Genomic DNA, 17851 nt, shown 5'->3' with positions numbered 1-17851 from the left:
TTGATTAACGGGTTAACAATTAACAATTTGATTTAAATTTGAATTATTAATTTTCAAAATAGAATAAAAGTAGTAAAATAATACTTTTTATTTGCTAGATCATTCCTCTTATTTCGAGTAACTCAATCATGAACTCCCAAGAACAACGTGGATCTTTTTATGCTATTTTATCCGGATTTCTTTACGGATTTATTGGTTATTTTGGGATTAGTGCTATCCATGGTGATTTATCAGCAAGCAATATGTTGTTTTGGCGATTTCTTATTTCCAGTATTTTTATTTTGATTGTTTTGATTCCTCAATTAAAAAATATCAATGATACCTATAAATCCATGTTTACCGCTTTTTTAAGTGGTGTCCTCTATTATGGTTTATCGACATTACTGTACTTTTATGCTTCCCTCTATATAGGCTCTGGATTATCGATGGTGATATTTTTTACTTATCCAGTGATTATTATGGTGTTCAATTATTTTTTCTATAGCCAAACAATACCAAAGATATACTATTTGGCCATATCTGTTATCCTGATAGGAATGGCGTTGTTAATTGATGTAAATGAAATCGCATTTGATTTATGGGGTATATTTCTGGGCTTAGCTTCAGCTTTTTTTTATGCGTGTTATATAGTTTCAAGTAAAAACAATGAAATTTCTCCAAATGTCTCAACCCTGATGGTATGTTTAGGCTGTATGACAACCAGTTTGATTGTAGCTTGCCTCGACCATACCTTTAAAGTCCCTACATCATTCCCTGTTTGGCTGAATTTATTTGGCATAGGCCTTGTTGCAACGGTTATACCGATTTTGTTAATGCTGCACAGCTTGAAGTACATCAGTTCGGAAAAGGCATCTATCTTATCCGTTTTAGAACCTGTTTTTGTGGTGATCTTTGGCGTAGTGCTGCTCGGTGAGGAACTCAAGCCTTGGCATGCGTTGGGTATCGTCTTGGTTTTGGCAGGCGCTTTGATTACCTTGTTTAGTCATAGAATTAATTTAAATCAATGGCTAGGCGCAATATACAAGTCCTGATAATAAAGATGCGGCATTTCTTTTGTGATTTATTGATGAGTGGCAAGCCAATCTTCAATTCTTTGGTGAACAGTCAGATCCAATAGAGCTGGTGCGTGTCCTGCATTTTCTACTTCATAAACTTCAGTTAAAGCATGAGTTTTTTTCATTTGTGTGATTATCTCCGAAGTCAAGATATCAGAATTCACACCATGAATAACTATAACTGGACACTTAATCTGCTTCCAAATTGACCACAGATTAATGTCATAAAAAATTCCTTCCAGTGCTTTATGGGGATGACGAAAAAATTCTGAAATGATTTGTAAAATTGATTTTGATTTTTTTATTGCCGGATCCATTTTGGTGACATAAAGATTAGGGCCTCGTTGTTCTACACTGTTTTTAGTGAAAATGTCCCACTGCTTCTCATTTGTAATTCCAAAATCAGCATAGCTGGCTTTGAAATGTTGCTTGGCTTCCTCCAGGCTTTTAAAATCAGGGGCTTTACCTGCATATTTAGCAATTCTTCTCAACCCATGAATAGGTATTTGAGGCCCTATATCATTGAGAACAAGTTTATTAATTGGGGAATTGGGCATTGCGGCTAAAATCATGCCAATGATGCCGCCCATTGATGTCCCAATCCAATCGATTTGATGAGCATTTGTTCTTGCCATAAGGACTGTCATATCTTTTACATACTGGGTAAAATTATAATAGCGGGGATTTTTAAACCAGGAACTATCACCTCGACCCGCAATATCCGGGCAGAATACATGACGTCCCTTGGAGCTAAGATAATTGGCTAATTCATCGAAATCCCTGGAATTGCGAGTATACCCATGCACACAAATAACTGTAGGTAACTCTGGTTCAAAGATACCCCATTCAGTATAAGCAATATGGTGAAACCCTTCTTCCGAGATGGCAAGCAAGCTGTTTTTTTTCATATTTCAGACTATTGGCTTTTATAATTGTAAATCAATACCAAATACCGGAATAATTTTGTACACCACAACATCCAGTATTATAGCTGCAACATGAATTGCTGGCACCGCAGCATCCACTTCCACAGCCACTCAATAATACAGCAGCAGAAATAACAACTACGGCCAATATTATTTTTTTCATTGCCTATCCTTGTTTGGTCCATGTATATTAAATATACTATATGAATTTAAAATTATCCAATTGATTGTATTGATTGTGTTTTTTGGTATTTTTGGTTGCTAAATGTCTGGTTTAGGAGAGAGGTTTGTACTGCTTTAACCGGGATAAACTGTTAATTACAGATTTGAGTTTCTACGAGTTGAATTCAATTATTTTGAGTGGAATATTGTTGGATAGGCACTACCGTCTTTTCAAAATTAATATCTACATTCCATGCAATAGCCAATTAACCTAAAACGCTGATGCATTGGTTATTATTATTTACCAAAGTCACCTTACTGTCTTGATTTAAGGTCATAGAACCACAAGAGATATCTTTTCCAAAAATGGAATCTTTCTTATATCCAAATTGATACTCCTTATTTTTAGGTCCATGTCCAGAATAGGAACTGCCCAAACCTCCATATTGGTTTCCATTGACTGAGTAACCTATAGCAATGGCATTTTTTTCTTTGGTATTAACTGTAATCATAATAGTGTCAGAGGCAAAAATATTGAAACAAATTAGAGATAACAATACAGTACTTAAACTTATTCTGGAAAAGCGCGCCATTTTTTATCCTACATATCCATATAATAATGATCTAATAAACTAATTAGAAAATTTTATTTTGTCCACCTATTGAGAGTGAATTTTATTCAAGATATTTATAAACCAAATCATTGATCATGAGAAATTTGTAACCATTGTAATTTCCATAATTCATAGAGGAAGAGTTGATTAGCCTTATGGTTTAAATAAGGTTTTAACTCTTTTAGAGACAGGAATCGATTATTGGCAACAAAACTGAGTAAGTTTGTTGAAACCCCACGGCTGTCCCATTCTTTCCCATTGACATAAAAATGGCACTGGGATTCTTGGTCAGACATGATATAAGCAAAACGACATGAGGCATCTCTAACTATTTCCTGATAATTAGCCAATTCTTTAATAAATTCGTCCAAACCGAGTAATTCATCTTCTTCTAAAGGAGGGGGTAAATATTGTTCTGCTGATTGATCAAGGCTTGTAGCAAAACAACCGAACCAGGATTGCATGAGCTGATCATTTTCCAGGACTTGTCTTAGCAATTGTCTTGCATTGTCCCATGCTTTGGGCGTTATTTCCGATGTGTTTTTAAGAGTGGACCAATCCGGATCCTGATACAGGGATTTGAACGAGCCATGTTCAGACAAATAATCACCCAGACTATCCCATAACTCTTGTCCCTGGTAACTTCTATAACCAAAAGAGTAAGTCATACATTCTTCAGATTGAGCGATGCCATAATGTCCTATATGGGGGGGTAAATAGAGCATGTCGCCTTCTTCCAGGATAAATTGCTCTTCTACCTCAAATTCTTTCATGATTCGTAGTTCAAGACCTTTTATAAAATTGTTGGTGTGGCATTTTTTTGAGGTTAATGACCATAGTCGCCGACCTTTAGCCTGATACAAGAAAACATCATAATTATCGTAATGTGGGCCCACACTTCCATGTAGAGTGGCATAGCTAATCATCACGTCATCAACTCGCCATTGAGGGATAAAATTGAAATGCTCAAGTAACTCATAGACATCTGGAACAATACGGTCTACTCCTTGTACTAATAGAGTCCAGTGAGTTTTAGGCAAGCCTATCAAATCAGATTCCTTGAACGGGCCTCTTTTTAAATTCCACTGCGGGGACTGATCGGGCGTTTCATAGACCAGGCGGCTTTCTATTTCTTCCTCAAGAGCAAGTCCTGCCAATTCATCCGGTGTGAGTGGATTAGTAAAATCAGGTAAAGCCTGACGAATGATCAATGGTTTTTTTTGCCAATAGTCTTTTAAAAAGGTTTGGACAGTCATTTTTTGAAAGTGAACCATTATTAAAAATCATAGTTTGATAAATGTTATCTATTTAAGCACTTTGAGACTCAAGAATGCAACCGATAAATCCCGTCAAATTTAGATTTTTACTTGTTTTAATATTCGTCTCAGGTTTTTAAACAACAAAAGCGTTTGTTTTTTATTTTCTTTAGTTTTGGTAATGCGGTGTCGTAAACGCAGTTTTTCATAGTGAGAAAGAAAGGTAGTGATGGTTTCTTCCAGATTGGGAATTTTATTGATTAAAATTTTACACTGTTTATTCAGTGTGGCGGGTGGTTGAGTTGCAATATTGAAGCGGCAAAATTCTTTTTGTAAAAGATGGTATTCACGCAATAAGGGATCTAATGTCCTTTTTTGCCACCATTGATAACAGGCGCCCAAGAGAATGATAAATAAAACCAGAGACAATATGGCAATTTGCAATAGCATGGCGGCATTCCAATGTTTTAATCCGATTTGTTCTAATAATTTATACTGAGCATCCTGATTGTAAAATAACAGCCAACGCTCGATAAAAAAACGGGTTGACTCCATATATAATTTGATTTTCTGAATCCAGTTTAAGTTTAAGGGATCAATTATTAACTGTTGATCGGTGCGTGCCGCTCGCATGGCAAGAACAGAAGGATCGATACGCGAGGTGGAAATAAATGCAGTGGGATCCAGTTGCTTCCAGCCGAAATCTTTTTGCCAATACTCTACCCAGGCATGTGCATCATATTGTTTTATAGTTAAATATTTTGCCAGTGGATTCCATTCACCTCCTTGATAGCCAACAATAACCCGGGCAGGGATACCAACAGCGCGTAATACAACAGTAACTGCGCTTGCATAATGTTCACAAAATCCTTTTCTGGAATCAAACCAGAAATAATCCATTTGGTCATTTTCATTATCCAGTTTTGGAGGAGTTAGGGTATACCAGAAGGATTCCTTTTTTATGTAATTCTGGATGAATTGAATAAAGGCTTGGGGGTCATAATTTACTTCGGCAAATTGTTTTTTTGCCCAGAACGTAATTCTGGGATTTGAATATTTAGGTAATTGAGTATTGAGTTTCCAATCTTTCTGCGTCAATGAGGAGTGAGGGGAAGAGCTAATTCGCAAAGCATAGGCAAAACGTTGGGCAATCATGTCTTTATTATGACTAACCAAACCAAAATTTGGAGAAAATAAGAGTTGAGGGTAAGCCGCATTGGGGTAACCAAGATAAAACAACCACTTTTTTTGGTGGGGCTCCATAATGACCTCATAATCCCCGTCATCAGAAGTAGTTAATTCCTTTAATGAAGAGAAGGTTGATGAGTCATGCCAGGCAGGATTCCAGCTTATCCCATTGTATCTACTTAAAGTTAATCCTCGCCAATAGCCATTTAGAATGGCTTTTCTTTTAAATATAATTCGTAAAGCAGTCCTGTCATCATTTAGAAGATTTGCAACCGACCCTGGTTCCATCCATTCGCTAAATCCAGTGTGATTTTTCTCAAGGGAAGGTACTTGCCAAAGGGGATTGGCTATGCGGGGGAAAAAGTAGAAAAGAAAGACAGTTAATGGTGTTGCAATAAGTAATAGTTTCATACTATGGCCGTTAATTTGTCTTAGTGAGGCTTGAGGAGCAGTTAATTTTAACATCAGAGTGAAATTAGCCAGAATTGCTATTAATAAATAAGGTATGATCCATAGTTCCTGCACCACAATTAATGCGGCAAAGATAAGATAAAAATTGCACAGTATTAGTATTCTTATATCTCTGTCATTATGAATTTCAATAGTTTTTAGTCCAATAAATGCCAGTAAAAAACCGATAAAAAAACCACTGGAGATGATGCTGCCGTATTGAAATTTTAATAGAAAAAGACAGATGATAACCACAATAAAGCGTATCTTGCCGTCAAGAAGTGGATAGGCAAAGTAATCGGATATTAACTTGTAACATAGCGTTGTCAAGATGAGGGCAGTAAGCCACAAAGGGCATGTTAAAAAATGGGGAAAGTAGCATATCAACATGACCAAAAGAGCGTATCGGGTTGTTATCAGAAAAGTATGTTGTTTGGAAAAAAAGTCCATCAATACACCGCCAATTGACGTAAGCAATATCGAAGATGTTCTTCCCCATGGGAAAATTGATCCGGATCGTTTCCCAACTCGAGCTTGTAAAACTGGCCTTGGGATTCGGCAGTAACCAACCAATAGCTCAAGTGTTTTAATTTTTCTTCGAGTGTTTCAATAGGTAAATCATTTAATCTAAAAAGCCAATACATTTCTTCAGCGCGGTCCATCGTTTTCAAATACCAACCTTGTCCTTTTGCTGCAATTTTCCATGCAATAAGATTAGGTTGAATCCAGGGATTGTCTACCTGCTTTAAGTCATAGTATTCATTATCTCCATGAGAGTCTGTTTTCCTTTTATTCTGATGATAAAGGGGTATGGGCCAAAAGCCAGGATTGACAGGTTGAGGATAGACATAATAATTGCTATCAAAATTGGCGTATCCCCATACCTGAAACAAGCCAAAAGGAAAAAAACTGGAAATGGTGATTTTGGGTAGGGTATAACATCCTCTTCGAGTTGTTGCCAGAGGAAAAATAAATCGCAAACCTTGCGGAGGAATTTTTTCTAATCGAGTGACTGATTGATTATTAAGGCGAAAATCTAGTCCAAAATGCATTCTATTATTTGATTGAATCAATAAGCTAACCTGGGCTGGCGTTCCTTCATAGGTATCCTCAACCGATACCAATTTAATAGATAATCCTTTAAGATTGGCATGAGCTTCCCAAGCACTTATAAAACCTACAATTGCTAAAATGAAACTCATTAAAAAAACAGTGCTAACTTGGTAGTTGATTGCGCCAGAAAACAGGGACAGTACAACCACACCATAGGCCCATCCAAATCCAGAGGGTATAATATAAATATTTTGTGAACCAAGAATTTGGGGATTGGTTTTAGAGATTCGTTTGGCAATCCATTCTTCCCAATAAGCCATAACTTTTGTTTTGATTTGCCTTATCACACGGGAACCTCAATTTCACTCATTAATAATTCGGCAGCAGAGAGTTGAGTTTGTGATTTTTTTATGATTAAGCGGTGATTCACAACAGCTGGCATGACTGCCTGAATATCATCAGGTCGAACAAAATCTCTATCATCAGTTCTGGCAAAGGCTTGAGCGGCGTGCACTAATCCCATTCCTGCTCTTGGGCTTAATCCATGATTAAACCATCCCTGGTTTCTACTGGCGTCCAGTAGAGATTGAACATAATCAAGAACCAATTCAGAGACTAGAACTTTTTGACTCTCTCTTTGTAAAATTTGTAATTGCTGAGGATTAATGATAGGGATTAGTTCCTTTAATTGAGCATTCAAGTTTGATGATTTTAAAAGCATACGTTCCGCATCTGGCGGTGGGTAGCCAATGACCAGGCGCATCAGAAATCGATCCAATTGCGATTCAGGCAAAGGATAAGTTCCCGTATGGCAAGACGGATTTTGAGTAGCAATAACAAAAAATGGTTGAGGGAGAGCTTCTGTTCCTATATCAGTAGTAACTTGCCTCTCTTCCATTGCCTCTAATAAGGCGCTTTGAGTCTTAGGTGTGGCCCTGTTTATTTCGTCAGCGAGAATTAATTGAGAGAATATAGGACCCTTATGAAATTGAAAGACATTGCGTTGATGATCATAAATAGATACTCCCAAAAGATCACTTGGCAAAAGGTCGCTGGTAAATTGTATTCGCCTGTATTGCATACCAGTCAGTTGAGCCAGCGCATGACTAAATGTTGTTTTCCCCATACCTGGGTTGTCTTCAAGAAGCAGGTGCCCATTGGCTAATAAACAGGTAATACCCAATCTGATGACTTCTTCTTTTCCTAAAAGAATATCACTTAATGCCTGTTGTAATTGTTTTATCATAATGAAAGCCATTTCAAGATGATTATATGGAAGTATAGACCTTTATGATTTGATTATGGATTATTATTTTGCAAAATACGCTCTAATTCTCCTTTTGCCTGACGTGAGAAATTGATGAGATTGGCTTCTTCCTCAAAAAAATCAAAAGATTTAATTAATGTTTCTTCATCGTGTTTTTGGAAAGCATTGGCTTTTTTCTCAATTTCTTCAGGTTTATAACCAAGAAATTTTAAAATTTCCTTGGTCATGGTTAACGAAGAGTCAAATAACTCTCTTTTGAAATAATGAACTCCTGCTTTATGTAACTCATAGGCGTGTCGTCTATTTCTTGCTCGGGCAAAAATTTTCAATTGAGGAAACTCTTCTTTAGCTAATTTCACAATTTCCAAATTGGTGTCGGGATTCCCGACTGTGACTATGAGCAATTGAGCATGCGCTGCTCCTGCGCTTTTTAGCAGGTCCAGACGATTCGCATCACCAAAATATCCGGTGTAGCCAAATTTTCTTAATAATTCGACTTGCTCCGGATTTTTTTCCAAAACGGTTACCTTGATGTTTTCACCACTAAGAAATCGACCAATTATCTGACCAAATCGACCGTAACCAGCTATAATAATGTTATTTTTTTCATGAATAGAGTCGTATTCACGTTCTGGTAATTTGCTTATTAATTTCGGTATCATAAAACGATGGTACAAAAGCATTAAAAAGGGTGTGGCCAACATGGACAGGGCGACTACCAGAGTAAAAAAACTGTTTATTTCCGGGCTGATTACTTTTAATGTGCTGGAGTATTGAAAAAGAACAAAGGCAAATTCTCCACCCTGTGATAAACCAAGGGCGAATCCGAGCGCCTGTATTTTAGTGAGTTGAAATATCTTGCCGAGCGTAAAGAGAATCAATGCCTTAATGGTAATCAAACCGAGTACAATAGGGATGATTACAGCCATTTGACTGAAGAGTAGATTGAAGTTGATACCCATTCCGACTGAGATGAAAAATAATCCAAGAAGCAGTCCTTTGAAAGGTTGGATATCAGCTTCTACAGTCCGTTTATATTGAGAGTTAGCTAAAACCATACCTGCGATAAAAGCTCCCAAAGCCGGAGACACCCCAATTGTTTCCATTAACAAGGTAATTCCAACGACCAGGGATAAGGAAAATGCTGTAAATACTTCACGGATATTGGTTTTTGCAATGATTAGGAACAAGTATCTGGATAAGTAGTGTCCCGCCAAAACAATGCTACCGATAATGCCGGCAACGACAATAGCGTGAAGCCACTTGGGTAATTGAGCAATAGAGGCAGCCGTATGAGGGTTAATAGCCACATTAATTCCATGATGATTGCCTAATAAAGGCAAAATCACCAAGATTGGAATGACCGCAATATCCTGGAATAAGAGAACAGCAAAAGAAGTTTCACCCTCCGCGGTTTTCAAAAGATTTTTCTCCTGGAGCATTTGCAAGACTAAAGCAGTTGAAGATAGGGCAAGTGCCATACTGACCGCGACACTGGCTCGCAAATTGTATCCCATCATAACAGCTGCCGAAGACAGAGCGATTGTTGTTAACAACACTTGCAAGCCCCCTAAGCCAACTATTAATTTTCTCAGCTTCCAGAGCATGATTGGTTCTAATTCCAAACCAATCAAGAATAACATCATGACTACTCCAAATTCTGCAAAATGCATAATTTGTTCGGCATTGCCTATTAGCTTAAGTCCAAAAGGTCCAATGAGCATCCCAACGGTAAGATAACCAATCACAGAACCAAGTCTAAATCGGCTTGCCAGTGGAACCATGATGCTTGCAGCAGCAAGGAAAATGAAAACATTGAGGAGTAAGTGACCGTTCATCTGCTACCTTGAGTTTAATTCATTTATCATGACAGTTTTTAAATTTTTTACCGCTTCCACAGGGACATGGGCTATTGCGGCCTATCTTTTGCTTGTCTTGTTTGTTTGGTAACTGTTTAGCCTCCCCATCCACATAAAACCAAACGGAATTATCCTTTTGAAACTCACTTAATTCATGAATACTTTTCAATTGATTTCCATCAAGAAAGGTTGCTATAAATTCAACAAATCCTTTATCTGGCCTCTCCATGTAGCTTTGAATGATTTTCAAACCCAGCCAGGAAACATTTTGAGCCCATTGCTTTGCTTCTGATTCGTTGAAAGCAATTAGTGGTTTGCCTTGCATGGTCTGTTTAATATAATCGATTTTTGCAAGAGAATACGCAGTATATCTCGAACGCATTAATTGTTCTGGTGTTTCAGGAGTTTTCTTGCTTTCCAGATAAATCCCGCAACATTGCTCATATTTATTTTGTGAACCACAGGGGCAAAGAGTCATTTAGTTACCTGTAAAAACTGGTTTATGGGTAAATTTACAATCCGTTATATTAACGAATCCCGGATTATATTCTATATGGCATTCCATTATTTCTAAACAGTTTTGTTGCATTGGATTTTTATAAAAACAGGGACAAAGTGTGATTCATTATTAATCCACACAGCGATTTTAAAATGGGTAATAAAAAAATGACCAAGTGCTATCGGAGTAAATTAGGTTATAAGTGATTGGTTGTATTTCATTTAACAATGTACCTGAATCTTATTGAAAAGGATTGTCTCGGCTCTCATATTCTTGCAGTTTATAGTTTGCCGGTATCCTGTCCACCAGAGTTTGGCTTGCCTTATCTAAGGTATCGTAGATAACTCCCTGGATAATTTCCTTTACAGGTACTGATTTGCGTTTTTCCAATTCTGAAATCTGTATAGTCAATTTTTCGATTTCTCTTTCGCCAAATAGAGAATGAATTGGAGTATTTTTTCTTATCTTAAACAGGCGTTGAATTTCGTGCTCAATTTTATCTAATTCCTCTTTATAAGCACCATACATTGCTTTTTCCATGCAATTGATGATTGATTCTATTGGTTCTGCATAATGAGTGACCAGGGCAACAAAAATTTTTGATAAGTATTCAATTTCTTCATAATAGGGTGTGTGATTTCCTCGTTTCAGAAGATTCATTGCATTGATGCTGTACCCAGGTAATAAAGCGAAACACTCTTCCCTGGAGATAAGTGGTATTTTTCGAGTAAATTTCTTAGGCATAGTGAACTTCCTTTTCATCAGGTCTACATTATAAGTATAGCATCCAAAGAATTTATATTGATCAATATGGTTATATATTGGGCAAATTCTGGCTAATTACAAACGATCATACTTTATATTTAATATAATAGTTCTTGGTTAACTGGCACATACCCATAGAGCCGGAAACAGCAAGCATGATAGGGATAAGAAAGATAAAATTAATCCGGGTGAATTCGAAAATGAGGATAATGGCAGTCAAAGGCATTTTTTGTGCCGCAGCAAGAAAAGCCGTGGCACCAATAAGCGCGAAGGCATGGATGGGAGCGGGTGGTAAATACAAATTCCAAATTCCACCTAGAATAGCTCCTAATAAGGCGCCGTTAGCCAGTGAGGGGGTTAGTAAGCCACCTTGTGCTCCTACACGCAAGCTTGACCATACGAATACATTCCTCAACATAAATAATACAATACTTAAACCAATTCCTACTGATTGATCAAACTCCATTTCTGCCGGACTTTTGCCGTTACCTAGTAAAGAAGGAAAATAAATTGCGAATAAGCCAATGATTAAAAAATTAATTAAACAAGCCAATATCATTTGCCAGTTATGCATTGCTTTGCTGCGTTGTATTGTAGCAATTTGAATAAACCAAAAAGCAAAAAAACCTAACACCGGGCTGGCAAGAATAGACCAAAGAATTATAGGTGCACTTAATGAAAATTCAGGGAGTTGATAAATTGATTCATTTCCCAAACCCCACCAAGACACTAGAACTGCTATAGCAGAAGAAGATAATGCAGGAAGCAAGACAGTCCAGTTGGAAGTGCATAACAACACTTCCAAAACAAAAACGGCACCGCCTAAAGGCACATTATAAACCGCAGCAAGCCCCGCGCCTGCTCCACATGCCAACATCATCTTGCTTTCCTCAGGAGTTAATCCCGCTTTGCTAGATAGCCAGTAAGCAAAGACAGAGCTTACCTCACGAGGAGCCACCTCTCGTCCCAGAGGTGAGCCCAATGCAATTGTTATGATTTGTAAAAAAGCATGAATGAATGTACTGAGAGCTGGCATGGGTTTACCCGATTTTATTGCCGCCGCAATACTGACTAATGGTTTACCAAAACGATAAAGTGCCCACCATCCCATGCCTGCGATTAAGCCACAAAGGAATAGTATGCTTATTCTCCGCTCAGATGAAGAGGCTCTAACTCCCTCCAGAAAAGTTTCATTACTGATGATGTGAAGGGGGCTGTAACCATAGGCAATATGTTGAAGATAATGCAATAACATGGCCAGGCACATGCCTAGAAAACCTGAACCGATTCCCACCAGAACAGTAACCAGAGCAAGACTTACTTTGGAACTTTTAAATACTTGGTTCTCGGTTGTGGTTAACTCCATTCCCTGGATTCCTTTAAGGTAACTTGTCATCAATTTGCTTATAGGGGTAAGAATTTTATTATTTCTGTATGCAGATTTTTTTGCAAGTGAAACAGATTAATAAATGTACCCGTAATAACAAAATTTAAAAAAGTATCCATTGTCTGTTTGCGATCTTGACAGCACATTGCCTAAAAAGTTAACATTAAACATTCTTTTAATTTCCAGTTTTTTATGAATATAAGACGACAATTAATAAGCAGAAAGTCTTGCTCCCAAAGCTGCAACAGACAGCCTGTTGGATTGTCGCCTGTTGTTTTAAACTCTCTCATCTCAATTGTCGTCGTGGTGGTGGTCAGCTTTACCCTTTCTTCTGCTCTGAGACGGCTTCTCTCCTGACTTATCTGCCCCGCCTCAGGGCGATAACAGCAGCAGATAAGACCTGGCGGTTTTTGAAATTTTATCTCTAACCTGAAGCAAATAAGTTAGGAGTTATTGTGAACACATTGTCATTCAAGCATCCATTGCTGGCTAAAACTTATCTTTGGATTATCTGGACCATCGCGGCATGTTTTTTCTTTTATAAATATTTGATTCAGGTTTCTCCCAGTGTCATGACAGCTGACTTGATGAAGGCATTTCAGGTTAATGCTGCTGGCCTTGGGAATTTGTCAGCTTTTTATTTTTATTCCTATTTATTTATGCAGATTCCTGTGGGCGTTATGTTAGACAGGTACAGCCCAAGATTGCTAACAACTCTTGCTATTTTTGTCTGCAGTATCAGTACTTATATTTTTTCTCAAACCAATACTTTATGGTTGGCCTGTTTAAGTCGAGCATTGATGGGGGCGGGAGCTGCTTTTGCTGCCGTGTCTTGTTTTAAGCTAGCCGCTGTCTGGTTTTCTCCAAAACGATTTGCTCTAGTATCAGGGATGTTTATGACAGCAGCTATGCTGGGTGCTGTGGGAGGGCAGATGCCTTTGGCATTTTTGGTTCAACATGAAGGTTGGCGCAAGGCGCTTGAATTAGTAAGCGTGATGGGGATTATCCTGGGGGTCGTGTATTTTCTCATTTTAAGAGATAAGCCTGCACAAACGCAGCCTATGCCAAATAGCAAGGAACCTGTTATTCAATTGTTAAGACGTATTATCGTTAATAAGCAGGCCTGGGCTTTGTCTTTATATAGTGGATTAGCATTTGCTCCTGTTTCGGTTTTTGGTGGATTATGGGGAGTTCCTTTTTTGGAAAAGGCCTATCTCTTATCTCGTACTGATGCAGCCCTTGCGATTTCATTTATTTTTGTCGGTTTTGCGGCAGGCGCGCCATTTTGGGGATGGTTTTCTGATTTTATCAGGCGGAGAAAGCCTGTTTTGTTTACAGGAACGTGTTCTGCTCTATTGTGTTTATTGGTAGTTATTTATAGCTCAAACCAAAATTTGCTTACTTTAATTATTCTTTTATTTCTCTTTGGTTTTGGAGCGAGTGGATTTTTTACCAGCTTTGCAATGATCAGGGAATTATTTCCTTTGGTACTTGTAGCGACAGTACTTGGTATTATGAATACGTTTAATTCGGTGTTTGAGGCTTTGTTTGAGCCACTGGTTGGTGCTTTGCTGGATTGGACATGGGAGGGGACCATGGTGGATGGTATTCATCAATTTACTTTACACGGGTACTATTTTTCTCTTTTATTGTTGCCTCTGTCTTTAATTTTAGCCTTATTGACCTTGTTATTGATTGATGAAACATATTGTCGAACAAAGGAGGAGGTAGAGTAAACCTCCCCATTATTGATTGCAGGTTATTTTTTGAGGCAGAAAACCATATGGGCCTTTTGCGTTTGGATTAAAAATCACAGTACATCCTTTTGTTTTTTGAGGCAATTGTTGTGTCAGTTCAATTCCTGTTTGATTGTAATGACACACAATGTAAATGGTATCATGAGGAGAAAACTTCCATTCGGCTTTTTTCTTATTGATACGGTTTGGTTTTAAGCTGGCTTGACCTTTGGGGTGGCCGGAATAAAAGGAAACATTACCCAGATAATTGTTTTTAATCCCGCTCAGGGTTTCCCATCCATCCGGAGATGTCTGTATACGTTCAAGCGTATTAATTTCTTTAGGGCATTGAGGGATATAGGTTTTTGCTTGTAAAAAAGCAGAAAATCCCATTAATGCCAAGCCAATTATCCTGTTCCAATTGCACACGGAAGACCCCTTATTGAGTAAACAGTTATCATATCATTAAATGATGAAAATGATTATCTGGTTGCCTTCAAATTAATCCTTGCAAGTATTGTGAGCTCTGGATCATTTTTTAATAATTCAAATATTCTGTATAAATTTAAAGGCAATAAAACCGAATGCAAAATAAATATAGGATGTAAATGATAACCCAAACCATATGTAATGAACGCAACATTACTACAAACTGCTATGAGTCTTAATGTCAGAATCTTTTTGACATAAAATGTTGCAAAGACTAAAGAAGAAGCTACATATCCAACCAAATCAATCATTGATTCCATTTTAACCTCCACTTCCAAATCCCTTTCATTCAACATAACACTGACCAGAGGAGATTAGCAAGTTTTTTAATCAATTCTTATGGTTTTCTTAAGCGTTGAAATGTATAATCGATGATCTTTGAGTTAAATATATTACCAAACAGGAATTTTTTGTTTATATTTGGAGACAATATGCCCCTTACTTCGTTAAAAAAATTTTTAAAAGATATTGGAAAGGAAAATATAAAACAGCATCAGGTAAAACTTGTCTTAAAAACATCTCAGGATATTCAATTATTTTTAAATGCTTTGCGAGATTCGAGAAATCACGGAATCTCGTCCTTATCTGAACTTGATCTAAGTGATACTCGCTTTACTAATCAAGAGTTGAGTGATTTAGTCACTGCTCTTAATAATATACCTGGAATTAAATCTTTACGCTTGGATTCTTGTGGTCTTAAGGATAGTGACACAGTGGAGCTTTCCAAATTAACTCACATCAAAAAATTATCATTGAAAAGTAATTACTTAAAGAACCGCCCTATGTTTAATTCTATGCTTGAAGCATTGTATTTGGATTATAATACAGAACTTAGCGCAAGTTATGTGTTATTTAGTTTAAGTCGCAATGCTGCCGCTTTAAAAAAATTATCCTTGCGTAACTGTGGCGTTACTGATGCCAATTTAGAGTATTTGACTCGGCCTGAGTCCAGGTTAAAAAGTCTGACACACTTTAATTTGCGAAGAAATAATATCACTCACCAAGGAGTGGATAGCTTTGCTCATCTTCAATCGTTGACTACTATTGATTTAAGTCAAAATACTGGGATTGGTGATGAGGGTGTATCCAGGCTTGCGCCTTTAAAGCAGTTAAGAACCCTGTATTTGGATAATTGTGGAATAGGGGGAGAGGGAATTAAGGCAATTGCCAAAATGAATTTGCAGACTGTTGATTTGAGTTTCAATCCCGGGTTAAAAAAAGAATGGGGATTGGATGACATTCGACCTAATCATACCATTCGAACATTATTGCTAACATTTTGCAGCTTAAATGATAATCATGCCAAGCTTATTGTTTCGAAGTTTCCAGCGGCTACCGATTTAAATGTTGCGAATAATAATATGACCAGGGCAGGGGTAAAGACTTTATTAAGTAACCCGATTATAGAAAACTTGGATGTCAGTACCCAATCGCTTTATGCAAAATCAACAGGAGCTTCTGGCACTGGCATGATCTCTCCCCGAATAATGATGAAGAAAAAGGAAATAAAACAACAGGAAAAAGAAAAAGCGCAGGATTTGCTAGATACTATCTGTAATACAATCACATTAAAGAGTATTAATCTGGAACATACAGGCATAACCTCCAGGATGTTATTAAGTTTAATTCCAGATGAAACAGATCACAAACGGTATCTTAAGAAAATTAATGGTGTTTCCTGTAAAGAGCTTAAGCCAAAATTAGAACAACAAATTGCCTTGAGAAAAGCTGAAAAACAAAGTTCTCCTCCTGTAATCAATGCAGTGGAAGATTCCAAAACAAGTGATTTAATGGTTAAATCTGGCAGTAGTTCCAAGACTGAGATGCAAACCAGGGAAGATGACTTGATAGCCAGTCCTGATGAAAAAATAAAAGCTCTGGAACTAGAGAATCAAAAATTAAAGGATGAATTGGCAACAGCTCGTAAAAGAATTTTTGAATTGGAAAATCAGTCTTTATCTGGATCTAAAACAAGAAAAAAAACCTCAATACCACCATTGGCAATCCCGGTGATGTTTCAGGATTTTGCAAAACCAGGAAAAAATGAAACAGATGACAACACCATCAACTCAATAACGGCAATCCCCAAATAGCACAATTATTGTAAATGTATTCAGCATGACTAACATCCGCTTGGATGTTAGTCATGTATTGTTTTACTTTTTCTTGCCAAAAATGTGAGTTAAGTGACCAATAATAGTTTCAACGGCATTTCGGCATGCCGGTGTTTCAGAGAGATCATTGAGCATCAGGAAATCATGGATTGTGCCCAGATGGCGAACTGCAGTCACTGTCACACCCGCTGCATTGAGTTTATGGGCATAGGCTTCGCCCTCATCACGCAAAACATCACACTCTCCAGTGATGACTAATGCTGGTGGTAGGCCTTTAAGTTGTTCAAGAGAAGCTTGTAGCGGACTTGCTGTAATTTCCTTTCTTTTTTCTTTATTGGGCAAATACTTATCCCAAAACCACTCCATCGCTTTTTTGGTTAGCCAGGGGCCTTCAGCAAATTCTTTATAGGAAGCGTTATCAAAATTGGCATCAGTTACAGGATAAATAAGTACTTGATAATCAATTTTGGGGCCACCACGTTCTTTAGCAAGAAGAGTCATGACGCTGGTCATATTACCACCAACACTGTCACCTGCAGCGACAAATCGTGAAGTATCCAGATTAAATTGCTTACCATGTTCTGCTATATATTTCATGGCAGCGTAAGATTCTTCTATTTGTGTCGGGTACTGAGCTTCCGGAGCTAATGTGTATTTAACAAACACGACTGCGGCATGAGTACCCACTGCTATTTCTCGTACCAGACGACCATGAGTTTGATAATCGCCAAAAACCCAGCCAGCACCATGAAAAAACATGATGACAGGTAAGGCTTCTTTTGCGCCTTTAGGGCGAACAATGCGAATGTCAACCTTACCGCCAGGTCCTACTGGCAAAGTTTTATCCTCAACATCGACATCAGGTTTCTCGGTGGGCAAGGCTTGTAGTTGATCAAATATTGCCCTACCTTCTGTAACCGGTATGTCATAAATCGGTTTTCCACCCGCATTTTGTATTTTTTCAACAAATGACCAGGTTTTTGGTTCTATTCTTTTGCTTAAATCCATTTTGATTTTCCTTAATTTATAAA

Annotated in this window: 17 protein-coding genes; 3 read left to right on the top strand and 14 right to left on the bottom strand. The window is 37.6% G+C overall.

Annotated elements, in window-relative coordinates:
* The first annotated feature begins 128 nt into the window (after positions 1 to 128).
* Positions 129 to 1031, top strand: a complete 903-nt coding sequence (locus LPG_RS09550; RefSeq protein ID WP_010947621.1) for a DMT family transporter — start codon at positions 129 to 131, stop codon at positions 1029 to 1031.
* 29 nt (positions 1032 to 1060) lie between these two features.
* On the opposite strand, the gene LPG_RS09545 is transcribed toward LPG_RS09550, so the two are convergent.
* The 11 genes from LPG_RS09545 to LPG_RS09500 all read right to left on the bottom strand — a co-directional run bounded on the left by LPG_RS09545 (position 1061) and on the right by LPG_RS09500 (position 12460).
* Positions 1061 to 1963, bottom strand: a complete 903-nt coding sequence (locus LPG_RS09545; RefSeq protein ID WP_010947620.1) for an alpha/beta fold hydrolase — start codon at positions 1961 to 1963, stop codon at positions 1061 to 1063.
* A gap of 31 nt (positions 1964 to 1994) precedes the next feature.
* Entirely contained in the window at positions 1995 to 2144 is a 150-nt protein-coding gene (locus LPG_RS15260; RefSeq protein ID WP_015444387.1) for a hypothetical protein, read from the bottom strand.
* A gap of 265 nt (positions 2145 to 2409) precedes the next feature.
* The gene (locus LPG_RS09540) at positions 2410 to 2736 is read right to left on the bottom strand and encodes a hypothetical protein (protein ID WP_010947619.1); all 327 of its coding nucleotides are present in this window, start codon (positions 2734 to 2736) and stop codon (positions 2410 to 2412) included.
* Positions 2737 to 2843: 107 nt separating this feature from the next.
* Positions 2844 to 4031: a cupin domain-containing protein gene (locus LPG_RS09535; protein ID WP_010947618.1), complete on the bottom strand. Its 1188-nt coding sequence runs from the start codon at positions 4029 to 4031 to the stop codon at positions 2844 to 2846.
* Positions 4032 to 4112: 81 nt separating this feature from the next.
* A complete protein-coding gene (locus LPG_RS09530; protein ID WP_010947617.1) occupies positions 4113 to 6101 on the bottom strand; it encodes a transglutaminaseTgpA domain-containing protein in 1989 nt (662 codons plus the stop codon).
* Positions 6101 to 7051 (bottom strand): hypothetical protein, encoded by a 951-nt coding sequence (locus LPG_RS09525; RefSeq protein ID WP_015444389.1) that lies wholly within the window; start codon positions 7049 to 7051, stop codon positions 6101 to 6103. The genes LPG_RS09530 and LPG_RS09525 overlap by 1 nt, the downstream gene beginning before the upstream one ends.
* Complete coding sequence (locus LPG_RS09520) at positions 7048 to 7950, bottom strand: AAA family ATPase (protein ID WP_015444390.1); 903 nt, start codon at positions 7948 to 7950, stop codon at positions 7048 to 7050. Before LPG_RS09520 ends, LPG_RS09525 begins: the two co-directional genes overlap by 4 nt.
* Before the next feature lie 53 nt (positions 7951 to 8003).
* A complete protein-coding gene (locus LPG_RS09515; RefSeq protein WP_010947614.1) occupies positions 8004 to 9809 on the bottom strand; it encodes a monovalent cation:proton antiporter-2 (CPA2) family protein in 1806 nt (601 codons plus the stop codon).
* 19 nt (positions 9810 to 9828) lie between these two features.
* A complete protein-coding gene (locus tag LPG_RS09510; RefSeq protein ID WP_010947613.1) occupies positions 9829 to 10308 on the bottom strand; it encodes a YchJ family protein in 480 nt (159 codons plus the stop codon).
* Positions 10309 to 10569: 261 nt separating this feature from the next.
* Entirely contained in the window at positions 10570 to 11073 is a 504-nt protein-coding gene (locus LPG_RS09505; RefSeq protein WP_015444391.1) for a hypothetical protein, read from the bottom strand.
* Positions 11074 to 11179: 106 nt separating this feature from the next.
* On the bottom strand, positions 11180 to 12460 hold the full coding sequence (locus LPG_RS09500) for a chloride channel protein (RefSeq protein ID WP_015444392.1): 1281 nt from the start codon (positions 12458 to 12460) through the stop codon (positions 11180 to 11182).
* Between the two features lie 476 nt (positions 12461 to 12936).
* Here LPG_RS09500 and LPG_RS09495 point away from each other — a divergent pair, with 476 nt between their 5' ends.
* Complete coding sequence (locus LPG_RS09495) at positions 12937 to 14217, top strand: MFS transporter (protein WP_010947610.1); 1281 nt, start codon at positions 12937 to 12939, stop codon at positions 14215 to 14217.
* Positions 14218 to 14226: 9 nt separating this feature from the next.
* Here LPG_RS09495 and LPG_RS09490 read toward each other — a convergent pair whose 3' ends face one another.
* Complete coding sequence (locus LPG_RS09490; RefSeq protein ID WP_016356940.1) at positions 14227 to 14646, bottom strand: STY0301 family protein; 420 nt, start codon at positions 14644 to 14646, stop codon at positions 14227 to 14229.
* Between the two features lie 53 nt (positions 14647 to 14699).
* The gene (locus LPG_RS09485; protein ID WP_010947608.1) at positions 14700 to 15002 is read right to left on the bottom strand and encodes a hypothetical protein; all 303 of its coding nucleotides are present in this window, start codon (positions 15000 to 15002) and stop codon (positions 14700 to 14702) included.
* 75 nt (positions 15003 to 15077) lie between these two features.
* On the opposite strand from LPG_RS09485, the gene legLC8 reads away from it, so the two are divergent.
* Positions 15078 to 16799: a Dot/Icm T4SS effector LegLC8 gene (legLC8, locus tag LPG_RS09480; protein WP_010947607.1), complete on the top strand. Its 1722-nt coding sequence runs from the start codon at positions 15078 to 15080 to the stop codon at positions 16797 to 16799.
* A gap of 63 nt (positions 16800 to 16862) precedes the next feature.
* Here the strand turns inward: legLC8 and LPG_RS09475 are convergent, their stop codons facing one another.
* A complete protein-coding gene (locus LPG_RS09475) occupies positions 16863 to 17828 on the bottom strand; it encodes an alpha/beta hydrolase (RefSeq protein WP_010947606.1) in 966 nt (321 codons plus the stop codon).
* Positions 17829 to 17851 lie beyond the last annotated feature (23 nt).

It is taken from the genome of Legionella pneumophila subsp. pneumophila str. Philadelphia 1 (genome assembly GCF_000008485.1).
Classification (GTDB): domain Bacteria; phylum Pseudomonadota; class Gammaproteobacteria; order Legionellales; family Legionellaceae; genus Legionella; species Legionella pneumophila.
The sequence above is the reverse complement of the archived record's forward strand: the minus strand, read 5'-3'. Positions and strand labels throughout refer to the sequence as shown.

Bases quoted from the DNA above. Each gene is read 5' to 3' on its own strand.
- LPG_RS09540 (WP_010947619.1), bottom strand. From the start codon at position 2,736: ATGGCGCGCTTTTCCAGAATAAGTTTAAGTACTGTATTGTTATCTCTA.
- legLC8 (WP_010947607.1), top strand. From the start codon at position 15,078: ATGATCTTTGAGTTAAATATATTACCAAACAGGAATTTTTTGTTTATA.
- LPG_RS09520 (WP_015444390.1), bottom strand. From the start codon at position 7,950: ATGATAAAACAATTACAACAGGCATTAAGTGATATTCTTTTAGGAAAA.
- LPG_RS09505 (WP_015444391.1), bottom strand. From the start codon at position 11,073: ATGCCTAAGAAATTTACTCGAAAAATACCACTTATCTCCAGGGAAGAG.
- LPG_RS09535 (WP_010947618.1), bottom strand. From the start codon at position 4,031: ATGGTTCACTTTCAAAAAATGACTGTCCAAACCTTTTTAAAAGACTAT.
- LPG_RS09545 (WP_010947620.1), bottom strand. From the start codon at position 1,963: ATGAAAAAAAACAGCTTGCTTGCCATCTCGGAAGAAGGGTTTCACCAT.
- LPG_RS09475 (WP_010947606.1), bottom strand. From the start codon at position 17,828: ATGGATTTAAGCAAAAGAATAGAACCAAAAACCTGGTCATTTGTTGAA.
- LPG_RS15260 (WP_015444387.1), bottom strand. From the start codon at position 2,144: ATGAAAAAAATAATATTGGCCGTAGTTGTTATTTCTGCTGCTGTATTA.
- LPG_RS09500 (WP_015444392.1), bottom strand. From the start codon at position 12,460: ATGGAGTTAACCACAACCGAGAACCAAGTATTTAAAAGTTCCAAAGTA.
- LPG_RS09530 (WP_010947617.1), bottom strand. From the start codon at position 6,101: ATGGACTTTTTTTCCAAACAACATACTTTTCTGATAACAACCCGATAC.
- LPG_RS09485 (WP_010947608.1), bottom strand. From the start codon at position 15,002: ATGTTGAATGAAAGGGATTTGGAAGTGGAGGTTAAAATGGAATCAATG.
- LPG_RS09510 (WP_010947613.1), bottom strand. From the start codon at position 10,308: ATGACTCTTTGCCCCTGTGGTTCACAAAATAAATATGAGCAATGTTGC.
- LPG_RS09515 (WP_010947614.1), bottom strand. From the start codon at position 9,809: ATGAACGGTCACTTACTCCTCAATGTTTTCATTTTCCTTGCTGCTGCA.
- LPG_RS09550 (WP_010947621.1), top strand. From the start codon at position 129: ATGAACTCCCAAGAACAACGTGGATCTTTTTATGCTATTTTATCCGGA.